Source organism: Flavobacterium sp. B114r (assembly GCF_056824125.1).
The window spans coordinates 680,817-704,646 of sequence record NZ_CP124858.1 but is presented as its reverse complement, the minus strand read 5'-3'; the positions used below and the strand labels follow the sequence as shown (position 1 = coordinate 704,646).

At 30.0% G+C, this 23,830-nt stretch carries 20 protein-coding genes and 1 tRNA gene; 9 read left to right on the top strand and 12 right to left on the bottom strand.

Annotation, left to right across the window (positions count from 1 at the left end; genetic code table 11):
* Positions 1–47: 47 nt before the first annotated feature.
* The 6 genes from QLQ94_RS03250 to QLQ94_RS03225 all read right to left on the bottom strand — a co-directional run bounded on the left by QLQ94_RS03250 (position 48) and on the right by QLQ94_RS03225 (position 11,563).
* A complete protein-coding gene (locus tag QLQ94_RS03250; RefSeq protein ID WP_482499202.1) occupies positions 48–1,997 on the bottom strand; it encodes a restriction endonuclease subunit S in 1,950 nt (649 codons plus the stop codon).
* Positions 1,994–3,430 carry a class I SAM-dependent DNA methyltransferase gene (locus tag QLQ94_RS03245; RefSeq protein ID WP_482499200.1) on the bottom strand — a complete coding sequence of 479 codons (1,437 nt, stop codon included), beginning with the start codon at positions 3,428–3,430 and terminating at the stop codon, positions 1,994–1,996. Before QLQ94_RS03245 ends, QLQ94_RS03250 begins: the two co-directional genes overlap by 4 nt.
* Positions 3,423–4,592 carry a PDDEXK-like family protein gene (locus QLQ94_RS03240; protein ID WP_482499198.1) on the bottom strand — a complete coding sequence of 390 codons (1,170 nt, stop codon included), beginning with the start codon at positions 4,590–4,592 and terminating at the stop codon, positions 3,423–3,425. The genes QLQ94_RS03245 and QLQ94_RS03240 overlap by 8 nt, the downstream gene beginning before the upstream one ends.
* Complete coding sequence (hsdR, locus tag QLQ94_RS03235) at positions 4,592–7,033, bottom strand: EcoAI/FtnUII family type I restriction enzme subunit R (protein WP_482499196.1); 2,442 nt, start codon at positions 7,031–7,033, stop codon at positions 4,592–4,594. Before hsdR ends, QLQ94_RS03240 begins: the two co-directional genes overlap by 1 nt.
* A gap of 585 nt (positions 7,034–7,618) precedes the next feature.
* Positions 7,619–9,472 (bottom strand): ATP-dependent nuclease, encoded by a 1,854-nt coding sequence (locus QLQ94_RS03230; protein WP_482499195.1) that lies wholly within the window; start codon positions 9,470–9,472, stop codon positions 7,619–7,621.
* A gap of 324 nt (positions 9,473–9,796) precedes the next feature.
* A complete protein-coding gene (locus QLQ94_RS03225; protein WP_482499193.1) occupies positions 9,797–11,563 on the bottom strand; it encodes a reverse transcriptase domain-containing protein in 1,767 nt (588 codons plus the stop codon).
* A 173-nt stretch (positions 11,564–11,736) separates the two neighbouring features.
* On the opposite strand from QLQ94_RS03225, the gene QLQ94_RS03220 reads away from it, so the two are divergent.
* The gene (locus tag QLQ94_RS03220; protein WP_482499191.1) at positions 11,737–12,795 is read left to right on the top strand and encodes a BT4734/BF3469 family protein; all 1,059 of its coding nucleotides are present in this window, start codon (positions 11,737–11,739) and stop codon (positions 12,793–12,795) included.
* A 27-nt stretch (positions 12,796–12,822) separates the two neighbouring features.
* Here the strand turns inward: QLQ94_RS03220 and QLQ94_RS03215 are convergent, their stop codons facing one another.
* The gene (locus tag QLQ94_RS03215) at positions 12,823–13,140 is read right to left on the bottom strand and encodes a hypothetical protein (RefSeq protein WP_482499189.1); all 318 of its coding nucleotides are present in this window, start codon (positions 13,138–13,140) and stop codon (positions 12,823–12,825) included.
* Positions 13,141–13,220: 80 nt separating this feature from the next.
* Between QLQ94_RS03215 and QLQ94_RS03210 the strand changes: the two genes are divergently transcribed.
* Entirely contained in the window at positions 13,221–14,375 is a 1,155-nt protein-coding gene (locus QLQ94_RS03210; RefSeq protein ID WP_482499187.1) for a DUF3800 domain-containing protein, read from the top strand.
* A 329-nt stretch (positions 14,376–14,704) separates the two neighbouring features.
* Here QLQ94_RS03210 and QLQ94_RS03205 read toward each other — a convergent pair whose 3' ends face one another.
* The gene (locus QLQ94_RS03205) at positions 14,705–15,235 is read right to left on the bottom strand and encodes a COG3415 family protein (protein ID WP_482499185.1); all 531 of its coding nucleotides are present in this window, start codon (positions 15,233–15,235) and stop codon (positions 14,705–14,707) included.
* A gap of 224 nt (positions 15,236–15,459) precedes the next feature.
* Here QLQ94_RS03205 and QLQ94_RS03200 point away from each other — a divergent pair, with 224 nt between their 5' ends.
* Genes QLQ94_RS03200 through QLQ94_RS03190 form a run of 3 tightly spaced genes read left to right on the top strand, consistent with a single transcriptional unit; the run spans position 15,460 to position 18,384 of the window.
* Complete coding sequence (locus tag QLQ94_RS03200; protein WP_482499183.1) at positions 15,460–15,828, top strand: helix-turn-helix domain-containing protein; 369 nt, start codon at positions 15,460–15,462, stop codon at positions 15,826–15,828.
* A gap of 2 nt (positions 15,829–15,830) precedes the next feature.
* Complete coding sequence (locus QLQ94_RS03195; RefSeq protein ID WP_482499181.1) at positions 15,831–17,480, top strand: DNA primase family protein; 1,650 nt, start codon at positions 15,831–15,833, stop codon at positions 17,478–17,480.
* A gap of 19 nt (positions 17,481–17,499) precedes the next feature.
* A complete protein-coding gene (locus QLQ94_RS03190; protein ID WP_482499179.1) occupies positions 17,500–18,384 on the top strand; it encodes a PriCT-2 domain-containing protein in 885 nt (294 codons plus the stop codon).
* A 141-nt stretch (positions 18,385–18,525) separates the two neighbouring features.
* On the opposite strand, the gene QLQ94_RS03185 is transcribed toward QLQ94_RS03190, so the two are convergent.
* A tRNA-Ala gene (locus QLQ94_RS03185) sits at positions 18,526–18,602 on the bottom strand.
* Between the two features lie 107 nt (positions 18,603–18,709).
* Here QLQ94_RS03185 and QLQ94_RS03180 point away from each other — a divergent pair.
* The 4 genes from QLQ94_RS03180 to QLQ94_RS03165 all read left to right on the top strand — a co-directional run bounded on the left by QLQ94_RS03180 (position 18,710) and on the right by QLQ94_RS03165 (position 21,098).
* On the top strand, positions 18,710–19,474 hold the full coding sequence (locus QLQ94_RS03180) for an enoyl-CoA hydratase/isomerase family protein (protein ID WP_271338652.1): 765 nt from the start codon (positions 18,710–18,712) through the stop codon (positions 19,472–19,474).
* A 112-nt stretch (positions 19,475–19,586) separates the two neighbouring features.
* Positions 19,587–19,763, top strand: coding sequence for a hypothetical protein (locus tag QLQ94_RS03175; protein WP_271338653.1), 177 nt, complete (start codon positions 19,587–19,589; stop codon positions 19,761–19,763).
* 31 nt (positions 19,764–19,794) lie between these two features.
* Positions 19,795–20,247: a 6-pyruvoyl trahydropterin synthase family protein gene (locus tag QLQ94_RS03170; protein WP_065448647.1), complete on the top strand. Its 453-nt coding sequence runs from the start codon at positions 19,795–19,797 to the stop codon at positions 20,245–20,247.
* A 107-nt stretch (positions 20,248–20,354) separates the two neighbouring features.
* Positions 20,355–21,098 carry a UDP-2,3-diacylglucosamine diphosphatase gene (locus QLQ94_RS03165; RefSeq protein WP_271338654.1) on the top strand — a complete coding sequence of 248 codons (744 nt, stop codon included), beginning with the start codon at positions 20,355–20,357 and terminating at the stop codon, positions 21,096–21,098.
* A 3-nt stretch (positions 21,099–21,101) separates the two neighbouring features.
* Here QLQ94_RS03165 and QLQ94_RS03160 read toward each other — a convergent pair whose 3' ends face one another.
* From QLQ94_RS03160 to QLQ94_RS03150, 3 genes are all read right to left on the bottom strand, one after another.
* The gene (locus QLQ94_RS03160; protein WP_482499176.1) at positions 21,102–22,310 is read right to left on the bottom strand and encodes a cytochrome c3 family protein; all 1,209 of its coding nucleotides are present in this window, start codon (positions 22,308–22,310) and stop codon (positions 21,102–21,104) included.
* An 83-nt stretch (positions 22,311–22,393) separates the two neighbouring features.
* The gene (locus tag QLQ94_RS03155; protein ID WP_271338656.1) at positions 22,394–22,750 is read right to left on the bottom strand and encodes a hypothetical protein; all 357 of its coding nucleotides are present in this window, start codon (positions 22,748–22,750) and stop codon (positions 22,394–22,396) included.
* A 155-nt stretch (positions 22,751–22,905) separates the two neighbouring features.
* Positions 22,906–23,829, bottom strand: coding sequence for an alpha/beta fold hydrolase (locus QLQ94_RS03150; protein ID WP_271338657.1), 924 nt, complete (start codon positions 23,827–23,829; stop codon positions 22,906–22,908).
* Between the last annotated feature and the right edge of the window lies 1 nt (position 23,830).

Below are 23,830 nucleotides of genomic sequence, written 5' to 3'. Positions count from 1 at the left end.
TACTAAAGCATTTTAGATATCTATTAAAAAAGTGAAGCTTATTTATATTACTGTGGTTTATCAATATATTTCCCCCATCCATCAGGAATTATACGTTCATCTTTCATCCAGAATAACCATTTATGAAATACACTTTGGTATTTAATTTTTTGTTTATCCCAAGCCATAAAATCACTATAAAGTAATTCATCAGTAATTAACTCATTTTTGATGATTCGATTATTCCAAACGGCATAAAGTGTAGCAATTAGTTCACATTCTCCCCAACTTAATGGCCTAAATTTTAAAAGGGTATTGTTGATTCTTAGTGATTCATTAGTAAAGTTTTCCAGAAATAAACTTTCCAATTCGCTTGCTCCTGAAAGTGCAGTATATCGTACTCTTTTATTATCCGTTTTATCCTGAACAACATTAAAAAAACGCATACGATTAAAGTCAGATTCAATACTTTTAATCAAAACATCATCATATGGCCCGGCTACTTTTTTAATATAATTTGAGTCGAAATTAATTTTGCATATATATTCAGTTAAGAATAATAATTTTTGAAACTTAACTCTACCAAAATCACTAGTATTATTTAGGTTTATGATATGGCCAGCTAGAATTGTTTTTAAAGGATTTTCTATTTTTCTACTTTCAATAGAAATAGTTTTTACGTTTTCCTGTGATTGCAAAGCTTCTCTTAAAACCTGTTGCAATAGCATATCATTATATGCTTGACTTTCTTTTATGCTTTTCTCTAAATCATCACAAAATGTCATTAATTCTTTTAGTTTGGCAACAATTTCTTCTTGTTCATGAAGCGGTGGAAGTGGGATTAAGAGTTCATTCATATGTTCTCTTTTAATATTCTTCATTGAAGGACTAGAACCTGTACCTTTTAAAATATAATAAGCTCTTGTTAGCTTTGTATTGTTATATAGATTTACAAAAGTTGTTGAAATTAACTCTGAAAATTTGAATCTAATTGTTTTATCACTTAAAAGCAGATTTTTTGAAATGCTATTTACCACTACACTTTTCCCAACTAATTCTGATGTATTTGCTCTCGAAATTATAAAATCTCCTTTCATAATTTGTGCAGATGTATCTAAAGGTTTTATTTTTGAATAAAACTTATTTTCATTTTCTTGGAAAACATCCCATGAAATAGCGCTAAGTTTAATTACTCCCCATTCATCACCGGAAATAATGACTTCATTACATCTAAAACTTTTCCCAGCTTCTGAAAACAGTGATAATTCTCCCAATCTACACCAAGTCCAATGTTCAGGAATTTCAAAAGGAATTTGATCAGTGGATATTGCAGGTAATTCTTTTTCTTTTTTTAGTTTCTTTTCGGCAATTAATTGTGCTTTCTCACCTTTAATTTTGGTTAAGAGTTGTTGTCCAGTTTCATTTGTACTGGTACTTTTAATCAATTTTCCTTGCATTGCTTCACGCAAAAATGCCTGACGCAGTTGCTTGATTAGGTCGAGTTGGTGAGTGAGTTCAGTTGTTAATTCCCCAAATGAAATCTTTTGAATTTTTATTTTGTCTATTTGAATTAATTGTTCTTCAACTGAAGGAAGCATTATTTCATAATTTAAAAAGAAACTCTCATTCAAGTATTTTCTATGTGTAATGCCTGTACTAGCCCTTTCACATAATTCATAAAAATGAGGCGAATTGGTAAATTGATTAAACCATTCAATATTCAGTCTACTAAAATCCACATCATACGCCCAAAAATTCCCTGTAATTATTGCGTTATGAACTTCATTTGGTGCAATACCAAACGCACCATATCGTGCATCAATCTTTGAAACAATAAACTGACCAGCTTTAAGGATAAACTGCTTTTTTGTTCCTATTTTTTTACCCAATTCGGTGTCTCTTAATGAAACACCGTTGTGATTAATTCTTATTGTAACACGAGTATATTCTTCATTATCCAAAATATCTATTGGAATTCTGCTACGCTTTAAAAAATCACCAATTTTAGTTAATTTCATTTTACCGCATTTTTTAATTGTTCCAATAATACATTGCTTTTGTCAAAAGAACCATGTAATAACTCCATCAACTCTACACTATTGTATTCATGAGCTTCTTCCTGTTTGGTTGGGTTTTTTATGTCCAAATCATAATTTCGGTCTATTATGGTTTTTATATCCACTTTCCAACTAATGTCACTTTCTTTGCGGTCACTCCACCAGGTTTTTATCGGGTTAAATTCCTTGGCTTGTATCGGTTTGGTTTTGTTGTAGGCTTTTTGTCCCTCGGGTAATATATGCTCGTAATACCAAACTTCTTTGGTAGGCGTTCCTTTGGTAAAAAACAATAAATTGGTGGCTACGGTTGCATAAGGCTGGAACACGGAGTTAGGCAAACGAATAATGGTGTGCAGGTTGCAATCTTCAAGCAGTTTTTGTCGCACGCGTTGTTTTACGCCATCGCCAGTCAATGAACCGTCAGGTAAAACAATTCCAGCACGACCATCTTTTTTTAATAAATGAATCATCAAGATCAAAAACAAATCGGCACTTTCTTTGGTTCTAAAGTTTTGCGGAAAGTTGGTTTCGTTATTATTGGCAACAATACCACCGAAAGGCGGATTTGCCAAAATCGCATTTACTCGATGTTTTTCTGTGAAATTACTTAAAGGCTGATCTAATGCATCACCAAAACGAATATTAGGAACTTCTATATCATGTAGAATCAAGTTGGTAGTAGCTAACAAATAGGGAAGAGGTTTATATTCCCAACCAATTACATTTTCGCCAATGCTTTGAAGTTCTTCAACACTATTGGCTTGTTTTTTTAAATGTTCTATTGCACAAGTCAAGTAACCAGCTGTTCCGCATGCTGGATCTAGTATTTTTTCACCCAATTGCGGGTTAATCATTTCAGTAATAAAAGAAGTAATAGCTCGAGGTGTATAGAATTCACCACTCTTACCAGCACTTTGTAATCCTTTTAAAATCGTTTCGTATAATTCTCCAAATGCGTGACGATCTTTGGCAACGTTAAAGTCCATTTCGTTTAGTTTATTCAAGACTTTACGAATATTGGTGCCACTTTTCATATAATTATTGTTACCATCAAACACTTCACGTACAATCAATGCACGACGATTTCCTGTGCTTACGTCGATATCACGAAGAGAAGGAAATAACTGTCTGTCAACAAATTCTAACAATTCATCACCAGTCATTCCTTCAGAATCACCTGCCCAATTTCCTTTTTCATTTACCCAATGAAATAAATCGGGAATAGGTGAGGTGTAATTATCATCTAATAATTCTAATTCTTTGTCTTTATCTGAAAATATTTTAAGAAAAAGCATCCAACCCAATTGTTCGATTCTTTGGGCGTCACCGTTTAGACCAGTGTCTTGCCACATTATAGTTTGTATGCTTTTTAGTATTGATGAAATGTTACTCATTTGGTATTGTTATGCTTTGTATAAATTTATTTTTATTATCTAAAAGTTTAGGTTCAATTTCATTAACCATTTCTTCTAAAGATTTCATTATCTCTTTGGCAATTGATTCGTAGTCACAATCTATAGCTTTCAATTTATTTTTTATGTTATGGCTTTTATTATTATATATCAACCAATTTCTAGACTTGTTCTTATTACCTAAGATTTCAAGTAAACTTTGTCTAATATTTTTTTCGCATGGACTAATTGCACAACAAGTAATAATCTCACTTCTATTATCCACGAAATCAACTTGGAATAGGAAAGCTTCCCCTTCTTTCCAATCTCTATCTAATACTTTTTTGGGTATAATTTTATCTAGATCAGAAGTTAGAAAACGTAGGTACTTTTTACTTGAAGAGCCTAGAATCCAACCTTTTTGCTTGATTAAATTTTCTAAGGGAATCCTGATTTTTTGTAATTCGCTTGATTTGTTTTGTATGATATAGTCAATAAAATATTTATGTTGTAAATATATTTGATTTACAAGCATATTTTTTTCTCCATTATCCAATATGATATTTTTTAAATTATCTAAGTAATCTTCAATGTATATTTTTGTCCTTGACAAAATAGATTTATTTAATTCTAAAATTTGATCTAAATTGTTAGCTATTGTTTGGTATGAGAAGTTAATATATCTAGCACATGAAGCTTCATGACCGTATGGGTTAAGAAAAACAAAAATAGAATTATTTAAATGAAAAGTATTTTCAATTGCAGTTCTATATTTACTTAACTGACCTTCAGTCTCAAAATGATTTATTTTGTTTTCTATGGCAATGACAATATCATTAATAATTAGAACTATGTCTATGTTTTTCCATTCTCGGAATATTTCAACATTTGAATAATCTAAATTTTGGACATTTAAAACACTGAAACCATTACTTTTTTCGTCTAGAGCCAGATCAAAAAGAAACATTTTTAAAAATCTGCTTCCAAGTCCATGATTTCCTTTAGGGTTTAGAAGCCAAGCAAGAAAATTAGAATGTCTAATTTCATATTTTTCTACTTTTAATATTTCAAAAATATTTGGATTATCAGAGAGAATTTCAAGTTTTTGAAAGTTAGAGTCTTTGAGAAATTCTGCATAACTGTTTTGAATATCAATTTCTTCCATTATGCTTTTTTATATAATTCCAGTTCCAATTCTTTCACCGCTTCCATATAACTATTTTTACCACCAAAAATACCATTGACAATTTCTAGTGTAGAACCGAAATTATCAAAAGGTTTTACTCGAAGTACTTCAATACTCTCGATGTTTTCAACACCTTCATCAGCATATTTGTCTAATAGTGTTTCTAATACTTTACGTGCATTAGCTTCATATTTAGTAAAATAATTTCGCTTCTTTACATTATCTGCCCGCTCTTGTCTTGTCAAAGGTTTCTGGTCATATGCGACGTGACAAATTAAATCAAATAAATCAACATCTTTGTCAACAGCTGCATATAAAGCCTCAACTAAAATACCTTGTTCTTGTAGTTCTTTAATAATGGCTTCTTTTCGATCAGCTTGATTCCATATCAGTAAAAAATCATTTAAAGAAGCATATTTTCCTTTAATAATTCCTTTCGTGTGATCTTGTAAACTAACAGTTATTGGCTTTCCATTAGAATCAAAATACAATTCACGACTTATTAAAACAGATACATCAATACCATTTATGTATTGTTTTTCTCTTTTTTTATATTCAGTTTCATTTAACGGATTTCGAATTTTTGATTCCATTACAATTTCTTCACCACTTATATCATCAATTATTGGAGAATAATCGTTTTGTTCTTCATCAATAATATGAGTTAAATTAGCTTCTTCCGTAATTGGTTTAACTCTCAAAGGATCACCGTCAAAAGTTGGATCAGCAAAGTTATCTGTTGCATTTCTAAAATCCAAAATGGTAAAATAAAGTTTATCAAACTCTTCATTAATTCTTGTTCCGCGACCAACAATTTGCTTAAATTTAGTCATCGAATTGATATTAGCATCTAAAACAATTACTTTGCAGGTTTGCGCATCGACACCAGTTGTCATTAATTCAGAAGTAGTTGCTATAACAGGATAAACTTCTTCAGGGTTTATGAAATTATCAAGTTCCCGCTTTCCTTCGTCATTATCGCCTGTAATTTGCATTACATATTTATAATTTTCAGAAACTAAATCAGCATTGTGTTTGGCAATTGCATTACGCATTCTTTCAGCATGGTCAATATCCACACAAAAAATAATAGTTTTAGCAAAACGATCTAAACCTTTTAAATATTCAGTTACTTTTTGTGCAACAATATCTGTACGTTCATCAATAACGAGTTTTTTATCAAAATCTCTTCGATTATAAATTCTATCTTCAATAAGATTCCCTTCTTTATCGGTTTTTCCTCGTTGCGGTCGATAACCTTCGGTATCAACATTTAGTGAAACACGAATTACTTTGTATGGAGCTAGAAATCCATCATCAATCCCTTGTTTTAAAGAATAAGTATAAACCGGATCACCAAAATATTCTGTATTGCTGGTTTCTTTAGTTTCTCTTGGTGTTGCAGTTAGACCAACATGAGTAGCTGTCTTAAAGTAACGTAAAATTTCACGCCAAGAACTGTCTTCATTTGCGCTTCCGCGATGACACTCATCAATTATAATTAAGTCGAAAAAATCTGGAGAAAAATCTTTGTAAGCATCTTCAATCCCTGGTTCATTGTTGGTTAAACCTTGATAAAGGCCTAAAAATACCTCATAAGCTTTATCAGAAGTATCAATTCCTCTTTTTTTATTACTTATTAATTCTTCTTTTCCGTCACTACTTTCTAAGACTTTCTTTTTAATAATGGTCATTTTATCCTTAAAGTGCTTAAAGTCACCTTTTCTAGTTTGATCAATCAAAGCAGTTCTGTCGGCTAAAAATAAGATTCTCTTTTTACTTCTTGACTTCCATAAACGATATATAATTTGAAAAGCAGTATAGGTTTTTCCTGTACCAGTTGCCATAACCAATAAAATTCTATTCTGACCATTGGCGATCGCTTCAACAGTTCTATTGATAGCATTTTGTTGGTAATAGCGAGGTTTTCTTCCAGAGCCATCAGAAAAATATTTTTGTAAAGCTATTTTTTCACCTTCAGCATTGACAATTCCTTTATACTTTTTATATTTATTCCATAAGACTTCAGGTGATGGAAATTCGTCAAGAGATAATTCAGTTTCAATATTGGAATCATTTACAGTTTTATCGTGAAATAAGAACCCATCACCATTACTGCTAAAAACACAAGGAATATCTAAAATAGTTGCATATCCTAAAGCTTGCTGAATTCCTGAACGAATAGAATGTTTGTTGTCTTTTGCTTCAATTATTGCAATTGGATTGTCTTGATAATAAAGAATATAATCAGCTCTTTTTCTTTCGCCTCTTGCAGTAAGTTTTCCTCTTACATATATTTTACCATCTGTAAAAAAGACTTCTTCTAAAATTTGTTTTTGCAAATCCCAACCTGCTTTTAGTAAAGCGGGAGTGATAAATTTTGTACAAATATCCCTTTCTGAAAGATCTTTTTTACTCATAAGATTTATATTACGTAAATAGAATTTTTGCTAAGGTATTGAAAAAAAGATCTTTTCGAATAAGTAAGGTTAAAATAAGAATACATACTTGTTGTAATTTAATTCCGGTATGTTTTTTTATCTACTTTAATGATTTTAAAATTTACTTAATAATTTAAGTTAACTTCCATGACCTGCAACAGGAACATTTTTATTTATATGATTATATTTTTTAAATTCACACAAAAACAGAATCTGAACTTTCATAAATGAAAAAATGTAGAAATTTACGACCGCAATTTCAAATAGAAGGCTTGTACAATTAGGGTATGAGATGGGTTAGATGAAAACTTCAAAAGAACTTGACATAGCACCTCCACTAATGACGAAATGGCGAAGGAAGCATCTTAAATATGGAACAGAAAGGAAACGGTCACTTGAGATTAAACCCTGAACAAAAAAAATCGACCTCAAAATAAGACTTAAAAGAAGCTAAGAGATCAGAACTTAAAATAGAAATTTTCAAAAATTCAAGTAAATATGTTTCTCAACTAAAACTAATGATTATTATTTATTGAAAATATACAGACATGTAGATAACCAAAGTTATGCTTGCTTTTCAATTATTTCTCTTAAAAAAGGAATATTAATTTCGTCAGTTTTTTGTAGTAAATCAATTTTACCATATCCCTTCGAAAGCTTTCCTGTTAAAACTCCTAAAACAGTTTTTCCATATCTATATCTTTCGTTGTTGCTGTCGTATAATTCCTGTAACTCTTTAATTGCGTTTGAATTGCTAAACTTGAATAATTCGCCTCTATTCTCATATTCTTTTCTTTTTTGCTCTATTTTATTGTATAGTTTATCCATTGATTTATCTTTTGTTTCAAGTGTGGATTCAATTATTAATTGATCAATTGTCTCAATAGTAAAATTTGGATACAAGCTAAAAATATGTTGAGTATTAATAAAATAATTTTCTAAATCATATCCAGAAGTTTGAAATAAATGGTGTTTTATTTTGCCTGATTTATTTAAATTTGTTAACCTCTCTTTTACTCTATCTTTGTCAAATTCGTCGTTATCATAAATGTCACTATCTCGATGAAAAATTATATCTGTTAATTCTGGTTTGTCAGTTAGTTTTATTTTACAAGATTGCATAGCCGCTAAAAGGTTTGAGCGACTTTCATATGATATAAATTCGGTTGTAGTCATATCATAATTTTGAATTTCACAAATTTTCTTAATATATGATAAATCTTTATCTTCAGATAAAACTAATATTTTAGTATTGCTTTTTAACTTGCTTAATTCCTCAGTTTTTTTTTCTGCTGATTGTCTTAATTCTACCTCTTTTGAGATGTATTCAGTAATAATAGGGAGTAAACCGACCTCTTTATCAAATATTTGGATATCGTCCAAATCAACAAAATTTAATTTTGTACCTACTTTTTCACTTTCTGATTTTACTAAATATAGATTTGTTTTATCTGTAAACTCTTTTGCCAAAGAATAGAATGCAGGAGAATGAGTATTTATAAAAATTTGTAAGTCATCTGAAAAATTAGCAAAAATTTTTGAGAGCTTAAATGCATTCCCCATTTCCATATTGTTCTCAGGTTCTTCAAACCCCCATATTGTATCAGGATTTATTACAGCCCTCCCGGCAATTGATTTGTAGTGATTTGCAATAAACTTTAAGATAATTGGAATGTGTTGAGCTTTTATTCCGTCTCCTCTTTTATTTAATGAAATCATTGCTCCACCTTTGTTTAATGAAAAATCAAGAGTAGAAAATAAAAGTTTAAAGTCTGAAGGCATTCCAATTTGGCTTGAATAACCAAGCTCTGTGGTAATGTTCTCTACTAATAATTCCACTTGTGTTTTTAATCCGTCTACAAATTTTTCTGAAGCATCATTAAATGCACTTGGATTTATTTCGCTGAGAGCATCATGTAAGTCGCCCATTAAATAATTGAAATATTCTGATCCTCTTATTGCAGGTACATATTTAAATTTAATTTTCTTAACCCATTGCAATGTCCCACTTCTTCCTGAAGGCTCTTTTCCGCTTTGAGTTTTTATTTCATTTATGGAAAGACCTTCTTTTCTCCAAATTTTTGTCCATACCATATTTTCTTTGTCTTTAAATCTAGTAGGTCTTTGAAAAGTAATTTTAATTTTTACCTCCTCTGCTTTTTTGTTTGGAGTAATTGCATATTTCGAAAAATCATCACTAAATCGAAATGGACTACCAATTTCTGTTTCCCCATTAAAAAAAAGATTTAATGCTTTTAAAAAATTTGATTTACCAATATCATTTTGTCCAACTATTATATTAAGTTGATTAGGAGTTAGACCTTTGTCAAGTTTAACAATAGATCGAAAATTGTTAATTTCAATTGAACTTATTATTATCATTGTCTTATTGGATATAGAATATATTTTCGTTTCCAAATATATTCATTTTTTCCTACAATTATTTGTGATTAGAAGAATGTTTATTGTCTAAAATATTAGCGTAGAAATAAATTAATTTTCATTCGGATTCTTCAATGAAAACATATAAGAATGAAACCCTTACTACTTTCGAACGCCATCTATACGTATATTATCATAATATTTTCTATCAATTATGTAGCTTAAAATAGGAAGTGAATAATTACAGATTATGAATTAAATAAAAATGATGAGGAGAATTTTCGAAAGAAGGATATAATTAAAAATTTAATAGTTTTGATGCTAAATTTTAATTAGATTAGTTATGTTTTTTTTATCTTGTTATTTGTTTTTTAAGAAGTTATAATAACTAAATGCCGAACCATTTTGATTTTTTCTCTCTTTGAAATCTTTGATAGTTGATTTTTTTTTAATTTTTTTTAAAACAGTTTTAAGTCTAATTATTTGATGATTTCGCTTTCTATCTAAATACCTTAATTGTCTTGATACTATTTTATTTCTTTTAAGAGCCTTAAAACCATTTGTCCAACATAACCCTTGTTCAAGAGGAGATTTATGATTATAGATTTTTATTCTGCCAACTGACATTGATATTAATCGATGTTCCAAACTAGCTATAATTTGTCTTTTGGACTTTCTTGAATGATGATCTTTAACTTTTTGATAATGCTTTAGCTTACCTAAATTGATTATTATTTTTTCTGTTTCCGAAATCTGTTTTTTAGTTTCCTTTATTATAGTTTTTTTTCGGACTCTGATTTTTCCATCAAAATTTATTTGATAACCAACAAATGACAACCAGGGAATATTCGTGCAATTAATATTTTTGTCAGCCCAGTAGTAAGGTAACTTGGATTTAGATTCTTTTCCATTCCAAAAAATATCACTTTCCATTTTGTAATTAAGATTTTCTATAGGGGGGTGATATAGAAGAAGATTTTTTTTGAGACCATCTGTAAAAGTATTAAGGGCATGTTGACATTTTGATTTGTCACTATGCATTAAAATCATATCGTCGCAGTACCGTATATAAAATATATCTTCTACAGAACGTAAAACTTTTTCATCTACATCATGTAAAATCAAATTTGCTACAAAACAAGAGATTGCATTTCCTTGAGGAATTCCGATTAAATTATCTTTAGTATAAGTATCACCAAAAGCATCGTTCAACTTTTTTTCAGCCCATCCAAATACACCCACTGGTAGATTGTTTTGTTCAAACCATTCCTTATTACCATTAAGTGCTAGAATATTTTTTTGAAATGAATAAGATTCTAAAAAAGATTTAAATAAAATTACGGATTTAGGATCAATAGTTTTACCACTATTATCATGTATCTTTTTTGATAAATTAGTAAAAACATTTAATAAGTGCGTATGGTTAACAATATCAAAAAATTTTTGAATGTCGCATTCTGCCACCCATAAGCCTTTACTTTTTTTTCTTTTCTGATTTATTTCATCAATGCAATCATGATGGGAGGGGATCTTTTTTTTACGTAAATTATAAGATCTGAAAGCAAACGAACAATCAAAAAAGTGTTTGTCAAAAAAATTAATAAGATACTTTGCAGTTAAAGAGCATATTATTTTAGATTTTAAATCATAAACTGCAATTGGTCGATATGTAATTAGGCCTTTTTCATCATCTTTTTTTATGCCTGTGATCTTTGGGGGATTTAAATGAAAATTTTGATTTTCGATATCAAAAATTTCATTTTGAATTTCTTTAACAAATGAAATAAGTTTATTGTACCAGACAGGAGCTTGAATTATATTCTTCTCAACTTGATCTTTTGTTTTTTTATATGAATTAAAAAGTCTTAACTGGTTTGATTTAAGGCTGTCTTTGCAAGATTTTCTTTCTTCACGATAGAGTTTTTTCCATTTTCGTCGTGAAGGAAACATTTCAGAAATTTCTATAAACTGTTTTTTTTGTTGAGAAGAAAAAATAACATCATTTCTTTTATGAAGGCTGATGTTTCTAATCATATGTAAATCATGCCTTTTACTGGCTTGCTTTGCACGATATTTACATAAAATTTGTACTATTTTATCATCTTCAAAATAACTATTTAATGTCATAAAAAAAGGCGTAGCAGTTTTAATAATATTGTGAAGATAGAAATAAAAATGTATCCAATAAGCTTTAAAATACATTGAACCAAAAATATCTCAGGACTTTAGGTTATTAGATTATTCGGTAGCTATTAACTTTTACATTAATAGTTTCCCTAGACAAAAATGTCACCTGATTCATGAATGCCATCAAACAAATAAATTTGTTTGCACACTCTTACTACACCTTTTTAGCAAATATATGTATTTTTGTTATAACTATGAAAGAACTATCAGAAATACAGATTACAAGTTTCGATAATATGAAATCGTCAAAATCGATTACTATTCCGTTATTTCAAGAATTAGGAAATATAAAAAGAGGTAAGTATAAAGACTTGATAATTAACTGTCGAAAGGCTATTTCAAATGGTAATAAAGATTTATATTCATTATTAAAGTCACGGTTGCCTGCGGTAACATTTTGTGGGATATTTAGTTCTGGCCGAAAAGCGAATGATATTATTGAGTATAATAATCTAATGATTATTGACATTGATAATTTGGAGTCTAATCTGTTACAAGCTGTGACTGCTTCTTTGCACAAAGATAAATTTATTATGGCACTATGGTTGTCGCCATCAGGTCTCGGACTAAAAGGAATTGTAAAAATAGATGGTGGAGTGGATAAGCATAAATACGTTTTTAATGCTCTACGTATTTATTTTTTAGAGAACTACAAAATTGATCTTGATAGAAGTGGTAGTGATGTTTCAAGATTGTGTTTTTCTTCTTGGGATGAAAATTTGTTTTTTAATAAGGATTCAATTGTTTTTAATGACTTCCTAGAAATAGATGAAGATAATTCCACTGTAATAATAAGAGAAAAAAAAATTCAAAAAACAGCTGTAATCAATAAAAATGCTTTTGCGACGGAAGGATTCAATAAACTAGGAGATACAAAAACTATTAAGCATATAATTAAATTTTTGATAAAAAATGACGTATCAATAACTGAAACGTATGATACTTGGGTAAAAGTTGCTTTAGGTATTTCTTATACTTTTAGTTATGACGTAGGAGAAAAATATTTTTTGCAAATATGTGCTTTGGATAAAGATAAACATTCTGAGAATAAATCAATTTCACTTTTAAAATATTGTTATAATAAACGACAGTATAATATATCCAGTCCAATTTTGTTGTCAACTATAATTTATTTTGCTAAGCAGAAAGGTTTTTCTATTAAGAGAGTTTAGTTTGATGTATAAATGTAATTATATATTTCAATACCCGCCAAAGACCTTATTGTCTAAATTATTCATTATAATTGAATAATCCCCTTGATGTATAGATTTTGGAAAATGAAGTTTTAATTTTTTTCTTATAGATTCATCTCTAATATCATGTAACACAATTTTGATAGTATAACCCTTTTTAGGAATAATTAATACCACGCTAATGCGATTATTGTTCATGTTTTGATCTTTCAGCAACGATCGAATTTTATTTCTTAATAAATCCAGATTTTCTTTGATGATTTTTTCAGCAATTGAATTTTTTCGGATACTTCCAAATCTAACTAAATCAAATTTTACTTCCATATATATTGTTTATTAATGCTGATTTGTTTCAAATTTATGATTAAATTTAGTGATTTATTTATAAAAATATTAAAACGAGTTTGACGAAAATTTTAGCACATATAGATGAATTTGGGACTAACTCAATCAAAACTGAAAAGCTTGGAGTTTCTACGCATTTTTTATTATGTGCTACATTGATTGAAGAAAAAGATTTAATTAAGGGGAATAAGATAATTGAAGATATTAGAAATAATCATTTTCAAGGAAGTGAGATTAAATCCTCAAATGTTAAACGGAAAAATCACGGAAGAAGATTAACTATACTAAACGAATTAAATAAAATTGATTTTACAATCTATTTAATCGTGGTTGATAAAAGTGAAATAAACTCCGAAGGATTAAGCATTAAACAATCATTTTATAAATACTTCAACAAACTTTTAGTAACTGATATAAACAGGTTAAATAATAAAATAACTTTTATTGCCGACCAAGTTGGTTCGTCAGAATTTCAGAATAGCTTTCAAAAATATATTGAAAATGAGGTAACGCAATACGATCTTTTTAATGAAAGCAAATTATTTGAATTTAGTGATAGTAAGCAGAATAATTTAGTTCAGTTAACTGATTTTATAGTTGGAACTTTGGCGAAATGTTTTGACAAAAAACATTATACAGAAGAATCAACAGATTATCTTAATCTATTAAAAGATAAATTAAACATCCGCTTTTGGCCAAATAAATCTACTAATTATTTAAAGCAGGAAAATGAATCTAAAGATTTTGATCCTGTAATAGCCGAGCTATCATTAACATTAGCAAATGATTATATTTTAAGAAATGAAGGGAAAAACGATACTGAAACAAAAGCTCAGATATACTTACTGAAATATTTGATGCTCATCCAAAAAATTAGCCCTCACTATTTTATTCAAACCTATGAATTAATGGATAAACTAAAGTTTGAAATAGGTATTGATATTTCGACAAGACTATTCAGGAAAAATATTATTGGAAATTTAAGAGACAACAATATAATTATTGTTAGCTCAAATAGTGGAGGATATAAATTACCTGTTAATAAATCTGACTTAATTGAATTTGTAAATCGATACAATAGTATCTTACAACCTATGCTTTCAAGAATGAAAAAATGCCGAGATTCAATTTTATTAGGAAGCATGAATAATATTGATATTTTAGAATACCCAGAATATGATTCATTAAAAGAAATTATAAAAATGACTAAATAGAACAATCTTAGTAATAGTTGTTGCGCAACTGTTATGTGTTCAGATGTTTATGTTTTTTAAATTTTAATTTCTAGGAAGTTTCACGATGAAGATTATAGAGTATTATAAGTGAAGAAAGGGAACTAGTTTTAAACAAAAGTTTTGTTTTTATATTTAATAATTTATAAAATTCTTTTTCTGTTCTATTTTAAAAAATATTAGTTCACTTACTTCACTTTCTAATTTACTCTTTAGTCACTTTTAGAAGATTTTTTTTTATATAAAAATATAAAAAGACTATTGTAAGAATAATGCAGATTTATCTTGAAAAAGGTCAATAAATGTAGAAGTTATATTTCTATTTCAACAATAATCTTTGATATCTGTTTATTCAGTCTGGGAGAAATAAGCTTTATGCCTCGTTTCGACTTCATCACTTCTCTTAATGAATCAAACTCCTTTTTATGATTTCTTCTACAATGGGAATACAAAGCTTGGTAGTCTATTATTTCATCAAGTTCTTTTTCCAATAAATTTTTTAATTCCATAAAAGATGAAAATGAAAAATTATTCGGATGCTTAACTATTTTAGATATTAATTTTATAGCTTTATTTGATATAGTGCGAGCATTATTTCCGCCATTTTTTATTTCTAAAATTCCTGTATACCCATTTTCAAGATATTCAAGTATCCATGTACGAATAGTTTTTTCAGTTCTTCCTAAAGCCTTTCCAATTTCACTTTGGAAATCAAATTTTCTCTCTTTAATATAAAGTAAGGTTTTGATCCTATCACGGTTTGCTTTTCCTTTTGACTGTCTGAGTTTCTTTCTTAAAAATTCAATACTCTCTTTAATTTCTACAGCTATTTTTTTTGGCACTGTTACATATATTTTATAACGGTAAAATAAAGACAAAATAATTGTTAATTTTTATAATTTCTATGTTAAAAAAAACTTAATTAAATAGTTGTTTTGCGCTGTTTTTTAGATTGTTAGGTTTCGTGTGTTTTTTCGTGTGGGAAATACTGCTAATTTTTTTAACCAGTCATGATATGTACTATAAGTTTTAGATAGTCTAAAGCCATTAATAAAATTTACATATAATGAATTTGCAAGAATTAAATTTTGAAAAGCTTCCTGTAGCAGTAGGCTTAATCTTAAAAGAAGTTGAAGAAATAAAAAGAATGTTACTCCACAATAAACTAAGCAGTCAGCCCGACACTAAAAGGATGTCTACTAATGAAGCAATTAAGTTTATTGTGCAACAAGGCTTTCCAATCAGTAAATCTAAACTTTACAAGTTAACATCTGAAGGGAAAATACCTCATGAAAAATTCGGCATGCGTGTTTTATTTAAACAAGATAACCTCGTTGCTTGGATTGCAAATGAAATGAATATATCAAAGAAACCAAACTCGGAGTACGTAATGATTCTTGCAAATTCTGCAAGAAAAAAACAATCAAGTAATTAATTATGGAAAGGGATCAATTTTATATAAAAGAAGAACTTGATTTTAATGATGTTCCATTAAATTCAGTTAACAAAGATGAAAATACAAGTTCAAAAACAAATGAAGGCTTTAAAACTATGATGCAATTAGTTGTAAAAAAAGAAGGCGCTCTTAATGATTTGCTTGAAGAAGCACAAGCAATAGATTTTGATTTAGAGGCTAATGGTGATATAATTTTATCATTAAGAGAAGAGTTAGAAAGTGCTAAGACTCATAAGGAGATTGAACTTATACAAAAGCAAATCCAGAAAATGGCTCCCAGTAATCTTCAGAAATATGTGATAATAACTCGTAAACTATTAGAATTAGCACCAAAAATAGGAATCGGTTTAGGAATTTCTAATAACCTCTTCTATTATTATAATAGGGTTTATTGGAAGCAGAAAGATATAAGTTTTTTGAACAGTTTTCTTGGAGACTTTGCTCAAAAATCTGGACTTGAAGAATTGGAGGCACAACAATCTAAAGTAAAAGTAGATTTGTTGAAGCAATTTCAGTCAGATGCTGAAATCCCAAACTTTAATAAAAAATCAGATGAGGTAATAATACCTCTAAAAAATGTTACGCTAATTTTTAAAAATGGAAAAGTTGAAGAGACAGGTTTTAAAATGGAGCACTTCTCGACATACCAATTATCTTTTGCTTATAATCCTGAAGCTACAGCGCCAATTTTTCAAAAGTTTTTAGACGAGGTATTGCCGAACAAAGAGCTTCAGTACATTCTAGTGGAATTTATAGGCTACTGTTTTGTTAAGAAAATGAAACTTGAAAAAATGTTGTTACTCTTTGGTAGTGGTAGAAATGGGAAAAGTGTATTAAATGAGGTAATACATAATCTTCTAGGAAAGGAAAATGTTACAAGTTTTTCTGTTACTAGTTTGTGTGATTCGAAAAGCCAAACACGACCATTACTTGAAAATAATATTCTTAATTGCTCCCAAGAATTTGGATCTGGTAAGTTTGATTTAGATATTTTTAAGACATTAGTTAGTAACCAAAAAATGGAAGCGAAAAAGTTGTATCAGAATCCTTATTTGATTGAAAATTATGGTCGTATTATGTCTAATTGTAATACGCTTCCTAGAGTTACAGAGAATAAAGATGCTTTTTATCGTCGTCTTATAATCTTGCCATTCAAAGTGAAAATTCTTGAAGAGGAGATAGATATAGATTTGGCAAACAAAATTATTTCGAATGAATTACCAGGTATTTTTAATATGGTTATAGAGGGAATGAAAAGACTTGTTGAGCAAAATAATTTTACATATTCTGCGATTGTCGAAGAAGAGTTAAGAAAATACAGAAATGATTCAAATAGTGTACTAACATTTTTAGATGATGAAAATTATATTCCATTAAAAACTGAGAAAGTAAAAATTAGTGATTTCTTTCAGACTTACAATAATTACTGTGTCCAAAATAATTATCAGCCTTTTTCATTAGCGAAATTTAATGACCAATTGAGGGATGCTGGATATGAAATTAGTAGAAGTACAGGGGGATTATATTATTTCTTTTATGGGAAGAGAAAATTTGATAATGACAAGTGCGATGATAAGGATGCAGATTATTTAAATCTGTTTGACCTATTCCGTCCTAAAAATCAAGCTTAATTTACTTAAAAAATTTAAAATGAGAAATGTAACAATATCAAAATTTTCAAACTATATGTCAACAAGCCCATTAGGGAGTAGTAATCTGTATGACTGGTTTTGTGATGATAAACACAAAGAATTAGTTTATTACATAAGGACATTATCAGATAAAGACGAAATAAAGAAGTTAAAATCACAACTTCCTTGTATTACACCTAGCGGAAAATTTATGTTTAGAAATGCAAATGCCTTAATTCTGCATAGTGGATTTATTTGCATAGATATAGACGGTGGTGATAATCGTCATTTAAACGATTTCGCAAAAGTGAGAGATGAGCTGAAAAAGATAAAAAATATATCTTATGTTGCTTTATCAGTCAGTGGTAAGGGAGTTTTTTGTTTAATCCCAATTAAATTTCCTGAGAAACATAAAGAACATTTTGAAGCTCTAAAAATTCAATTTTTAAATATTGGAATTACTATTGATAAATCATGTGGAGATGTTAGCAGATTGAGGGGGTATTCTTACGATGAAAATGCCCACTTCAATGAAAATGCGATTGTTTTTGAACATTTTGTCGAATATAAATCTGAAAAAGTTCCGAAAATAAATAGTGCTACAATAAGAGGAAGTCGAATTAATGAAAAAAAAACACATACTAAAGTCATGAGGGTTGTTCATAAATTAAATAATTCATCAACTGATATAACTAAAAATTACCAACAGTGGTTTGAAATAGGATGTGCGTTAGCTAATGAGTTCGGTGAAGAAGGGCGGGATATTTTTCATTTAGTTTCTCAAAATCACCCTGCGTATAGTTCAGATGAATGTGATAGTCTTTTTACAAATTGTCTCGACGGAAGATATAATTATGGAATCGGAACCTTTTTCTATTGGGCAGAGCATTCAGAAATTGTATAAAGTATTTCATTGTTTTTAAGCCATAATTGATTTAATTCAATTATGGCTTTTTTTATGTCTTTTCAAGAGTTGTGTGCAAATTGTGTGCAACAGGCATAAAAAAAGCACTTACGCTTTTCAGTATAAGTGCTTGATAATTAATGGTGGAGAATATCGGATTCGAACCGATCACCTCTTGCCTGCCAGGCAAGCACTCTAGCCAAATGAGCTAATCCCCCAAATGCGATAGCAAATAAAGTCAATTAATTTTCAAAAAACAAATTTCAAATCGCGTTCGGGCAAAATTATTTTTCAAAACCGTAACTTTACGATCAAATATATTTTTATGAGTTCAGAAAATCAAAACGGTTCTTTACAAACTACTTTTACTAATGCAGTCGTTACGGTACAATTTGGCCATCCGGCAAGTAATTCTTTTCCACGTCAATTATTAGATCGCTTAACGGCTGAAATTAATTCTTTAAGTTATAATGATGACGTTTCGGTAATTGTGCTGCAAAGTGAGGGAGTGAAGACTTTTTGTTCTGGTGCCTCGTTTGATGAGCTTTTGCAGGTTGAAAATGAGCAACAAGGAACAGAATTTTTCTCTGGTTTTGCACATTTACTAAACGCAATGCGAAATTGCGCTAAGCTAATTATAGGCCGCGTACAAGGAAAAGCTGTTGGCGGAGGTGTTGGTATTATTTCGGCTTGCGATTATGTTCTGGCAACTCCTGAAAGTGCTGTAAAATTATCTGAGTTAGCGATTGGTATTGGTCCGTTTGTGATTGAACCTGCCGTTTCTCGTAAAATAGGAAAAACCGCAATGACCGAAATGACTTTGGCAGCACATGAATGGAAGTCGGCACAGTGGGCTTTGGAGAATAAATTGTTCTCTGAGATTCATAATGCGGAAAATCTGGATAATGCTGTAATAAATTTTGCTCAAAAATTAAGCGCATACAATCCCGAAGCATTACTGGAAATGAAAAAAATTATATGGGAAGGAACTGAACATTGGGAATCGTTGCTGATTGAGCGTGCAGCTATTACAGGAAAATTGGTTCTGTCTGATTTTTCGAGAAAGGCATTGACACAGTTTAAAAAATAAAGTTTTTAGTCACAGTTCCGTTGCGATAACTTTGTAAAAGTTTTAAACTTTGACAAAGTTTAGGATGTGGTAAATGATTGTTTGCCTAAGTGTTAAAGTAAAATTATATAATATGTATATCATTTCATTGTTTCAGAAAGTAGATGTTGCGGAGAAAATTAAAACGGCTCCTGATAGCAGTTATCAGATGGGAGTTGTTATTGGATCGTTTATTCCTTTTGTGGTTTTAATAGTACTTGCATACTGGATGTATAACAGCGCTAAAAAAAGAGATAAAAACGGTTATTAATTTGTAAATTTGCAACCTAAAAATCAAATCGATGAGTAATATCAGAATTACAAAACAATTTAGTTTCGAAACCGGACATGCTTTGTACGGTTACGACGGAAAATGTAAAAACGTTCACGGGCACAGTTATAAATTATCGGTAACGGTTATTGGTTCGCCAATCACAGACCGATCGAATGTGAAATTCGGAATGGTGATCGATTTTTCTGATCTAAAGAAAATTGTAAAAGAAGAAATCGTTGATCAGTTTGATCATGCGACAGTTTTTAACGAAACGACTCCACATATCGAATTGGCAAATGAACTTAAAAATCGTGGTCATCACGTAATTTTGGTAGATTATCAGCCAACAAGCGAAAATATGGTCGTTGATTTTGCAGATAGAATTATTGCACGTTTACCTAAAGATATTTCTCTTTTCTCGCTTAAACTTCAGGAAACAGAATCTTCGTTTGCAGAATGGTACGCATCTGATAATATCTAGAGAAATTCCAATTTTTTAAATTCCAAATTCCAATTCTTCGACTTGACTTATAATGACAGTAGAATAAAGTCTAATAATCTAAGTAGTCTAACAATCTAAATAATCGAATGAAAAAAGTATATTTCGCTTCTGATCAGCATTTTGGGGCTCCAACTCCTGAGTTGAGTTTACCGCGCGAACAAAAATTTGTAGCGTGGCTGGATGTTGTAAAACAAGATGCCGAAGCTATCTTTTTACTGGGAGATTTGTTCGATTTTTGGTTCGAATATAAAACGGTTGTGCCTAAAGGATTTGTGCGTGTTTTAGGGAAATTAGCTGAAATTCGCGATAGTGGAATTCCGATTTATTTTTTCGTAGGAAACCACGATTTATGGATGAATGATTATTTTGAAACCGAATTGAACATTCCTGTTTATCATGATAATAAGGAATTTACTTTTAACGGAAAAACTTTCTTAATTGGTCACGGTGACGGAAAAGGTCCTGGTGATAAAGGATATAAGCGAATGAAAAAGGTATTTACAAATCCGTTTTCTAAATGGCTTTTCCGTTGGCTGCATCCTGATGTTGGGGTAAGTTTAGCACAATATCTATCTGTTAAAAACAAATTGATTTCAGGAGATGAAGATGTAAAATTTTTAGGAGAAGAAAATGAATGGCTGGTTTTATACGCAAAACGTAAACTGGAAACCAAACATTACAATTACTTTATTTTTGGTCATCGGCATTTACCTATGATTATAGAGGTTGGGCAAGATGCCAAATATGTAAATCTGGGCGACTGGATTGGTTATTTTACGTACGGTGTTTTTGACGGAGTAACTTTTGAACTTCAAAAATTCGAACAATAATTATTATTTGTTCGCTGAATAAATTCCAATTTTGTGCGTTCTCAAAATATAATTAGACATTTCTTTATTGTTTGAAGCTTGAAATTTAATAGCATTCGACATTGTCTTTGGCATATGACATTCGACACAATTGTTGGCAAGTACACTTGCTGAGGTCGTTTTTGATGTTGCCGCATTATGCTGAATTCCCTGATGGCAACTCATGCAAATTTTAGAATAGCTTGCCAGATTTTCTGAAGCATTCGCGTGCGGATTATGGCAAGTCATACAATCCATGGTTTCGCTTTTTTTGAAACATTTACTTTGCGCCAACAATCCTAACTGATTTCCGTGTACATCAAAATGAGCATTTTCTTCTGATCCCGGTACTCCTCTAAAATAATCTAATAAATCATCACCGGGTTTGAATTGAAAACGTGATTTTACTTTTAGTTTATCATTTCCGGAATGACAAATTGCACATGCATCAATTTTTTGTTGACGGTTGAGGTTTTTAAACGAAGTTATGTCTTGAGCAACCTTAAGATCGGGAAATTTCAGATGTTTTCGGACATGTTGTTTGGCCGGTCCGTGGCAACGTTCACAATCAATACCGTAAACGATAGTATTAGGATCCATAAAATCCTCAACTTCCATATTCGTAAAGTTAATACTGTCTGAGCTTGTGGTAATGTATCTGCTGGCAATATTCGAACTATGGCAAGCATAACATTCTTTTCCTATTTTTCTTCCGAAATTTGCAACTGTAGGTGAATATCCTGGACTCGTTGCCCAGCTGTTCAGGGATTTATAATAGGATACAGGAAGTTCATAGGTATAATGATCTTTCCAGAAAGCACTTGTTTGAGCGTGTTTAGTGCCAAAAAGAACATCAAATGAATGAGCTTCAACTTCTTTACCCTTTTTATAAAGAATCTGATAAAAAGTGTCATTGCGCTCTTCCATAACCAGTTTTGTGTCTTTATCATAAACAAAAGTATTGTGACCATTAGTAAAATGACCTAAAATATTTTCTTTGGTAGCGGGAGATGTAGCTTTGAAATGCGAACTATGAAAAGCCGTTTCATATTGTGTCTTATGACATTGAATACAGCTTTTAGAACCTGCATAATCGGTTCCTCGAGGGTCAATATAATTATCAGATTCGTTTTTGCAGCTCGTTAAAAAAGCCAACAAAATAACAACAGCAAAAAGAATACAGTTTTTTTTCATTGCTGTAAATATACTTTTTTTTGAAGAAAATTAAAATATATTTCAATAATGAAAAGATGATGTTAAAATATTTAGAATGCTTCTTAGTTTAAGCCAACTCCATAAACATATTCGTCAAGTTCGATTCTGAACAAAGAACCTTCGACTAAATCCTTGATTGATTTAAGCTCTTTTACAGAAACAGCTAAATCTATTGCTGCACATGGAGTTTTAAGTAAGAATTTGTGACATGAGTTTTTTAATTCGCAAGCTTCGCAACAAGCATTTTCGATCATACTGTCTTCGATTAAATCGCAAAAATAATTCAATTCCTGAACCGTAAAATAAAAACCGGTTTCCTTAAAAACTAATTGTATTTTATCAGTGATAGTTTCGTTTTCCTTTTTCCAGTAAAAGGCAATTCCGAAATTATTATGGTATAATTGTTCTATTTCTCTCATTGCAAAATCTTTTATTCCAACAAATATAAATATTATTTATATTAATTCTAAATAAAAAACTCATAAATTTTGAGAATTTGTTCACCATACAAGTAATGTAAGTTCATTTTAAAAAACGTATCTTAAATTTCTCACATTTATATGATTTAAGAGTTTTATTTAAGCCATTTTTTAATCTGGAACAGAAATTCATTTTGTTGGTCTACAAACAGATAATGGGAGCAATTATCAAGTAAGGAAAAGTGATTCTCTCCGACTAAATTTTTGATCGAATTGATTTGTTTAGTAGAAAAAATGCCATCTTGTTTACCATAAATTGCATAAATAGGAATGCCTTTACTTTTTATTTTATTTAAAATAGGCCTGCTGTCAATGTTATTTTGTTTTTCATTTTTATAGAAAAGTAAAGGCGCATTTTTATTTCGGATATTGGTTTTGAAAAATTCACTTGCGTCGTAATCGACATATAGTTTTTTAGATTCTTCAGTAGGATTTGGAATCTTAAAGAAATTATTTTCACTGGCAAGTTCGAAACATCCCTTTCTGTATTCGGCAGAGTTTTTATTAAGATTTTCTACATTCGCTACTTTGGCGAGCATAACAGAATCATTTTTTTTAGTGTATATCTTTTTCACGGAATCCAGTATATGGTTGTATGTTTCCTGTTGCGAAAACAAAGCTCCTGCCAATACAAGCGCGCTGACATTTTGAGGATATTTCTCAGAGTAAAGCGTAGCAACTAATCCGCCAAAACTATGAGCAAGTATTGTTGCTTTTTTTAGATTATAAGTTTTATAAATAGTATTTAAATCCTGAAAAGCTTCATGATAAGTAAATGTTGCACTAGGGTCTGCAGATCTTCCTTCGCCTCGTCGGTCATAAGCAATTACAAAAAAGCCCTTTTTCGAAAGTTCTTCGGCAGTATGAGTGCCTTCAAAAAGTGTTGCATTACCGCTTGGGCCGCCATGAACAAAAATAATGGGTTTGTCATTTTTGTTTCCGTAAGTTTTTATATAAAGTTTTTGTCCGTTAACGAAGAATGTTAGGGAAAGAAGTAATAATAAAAATATATTTTTCATG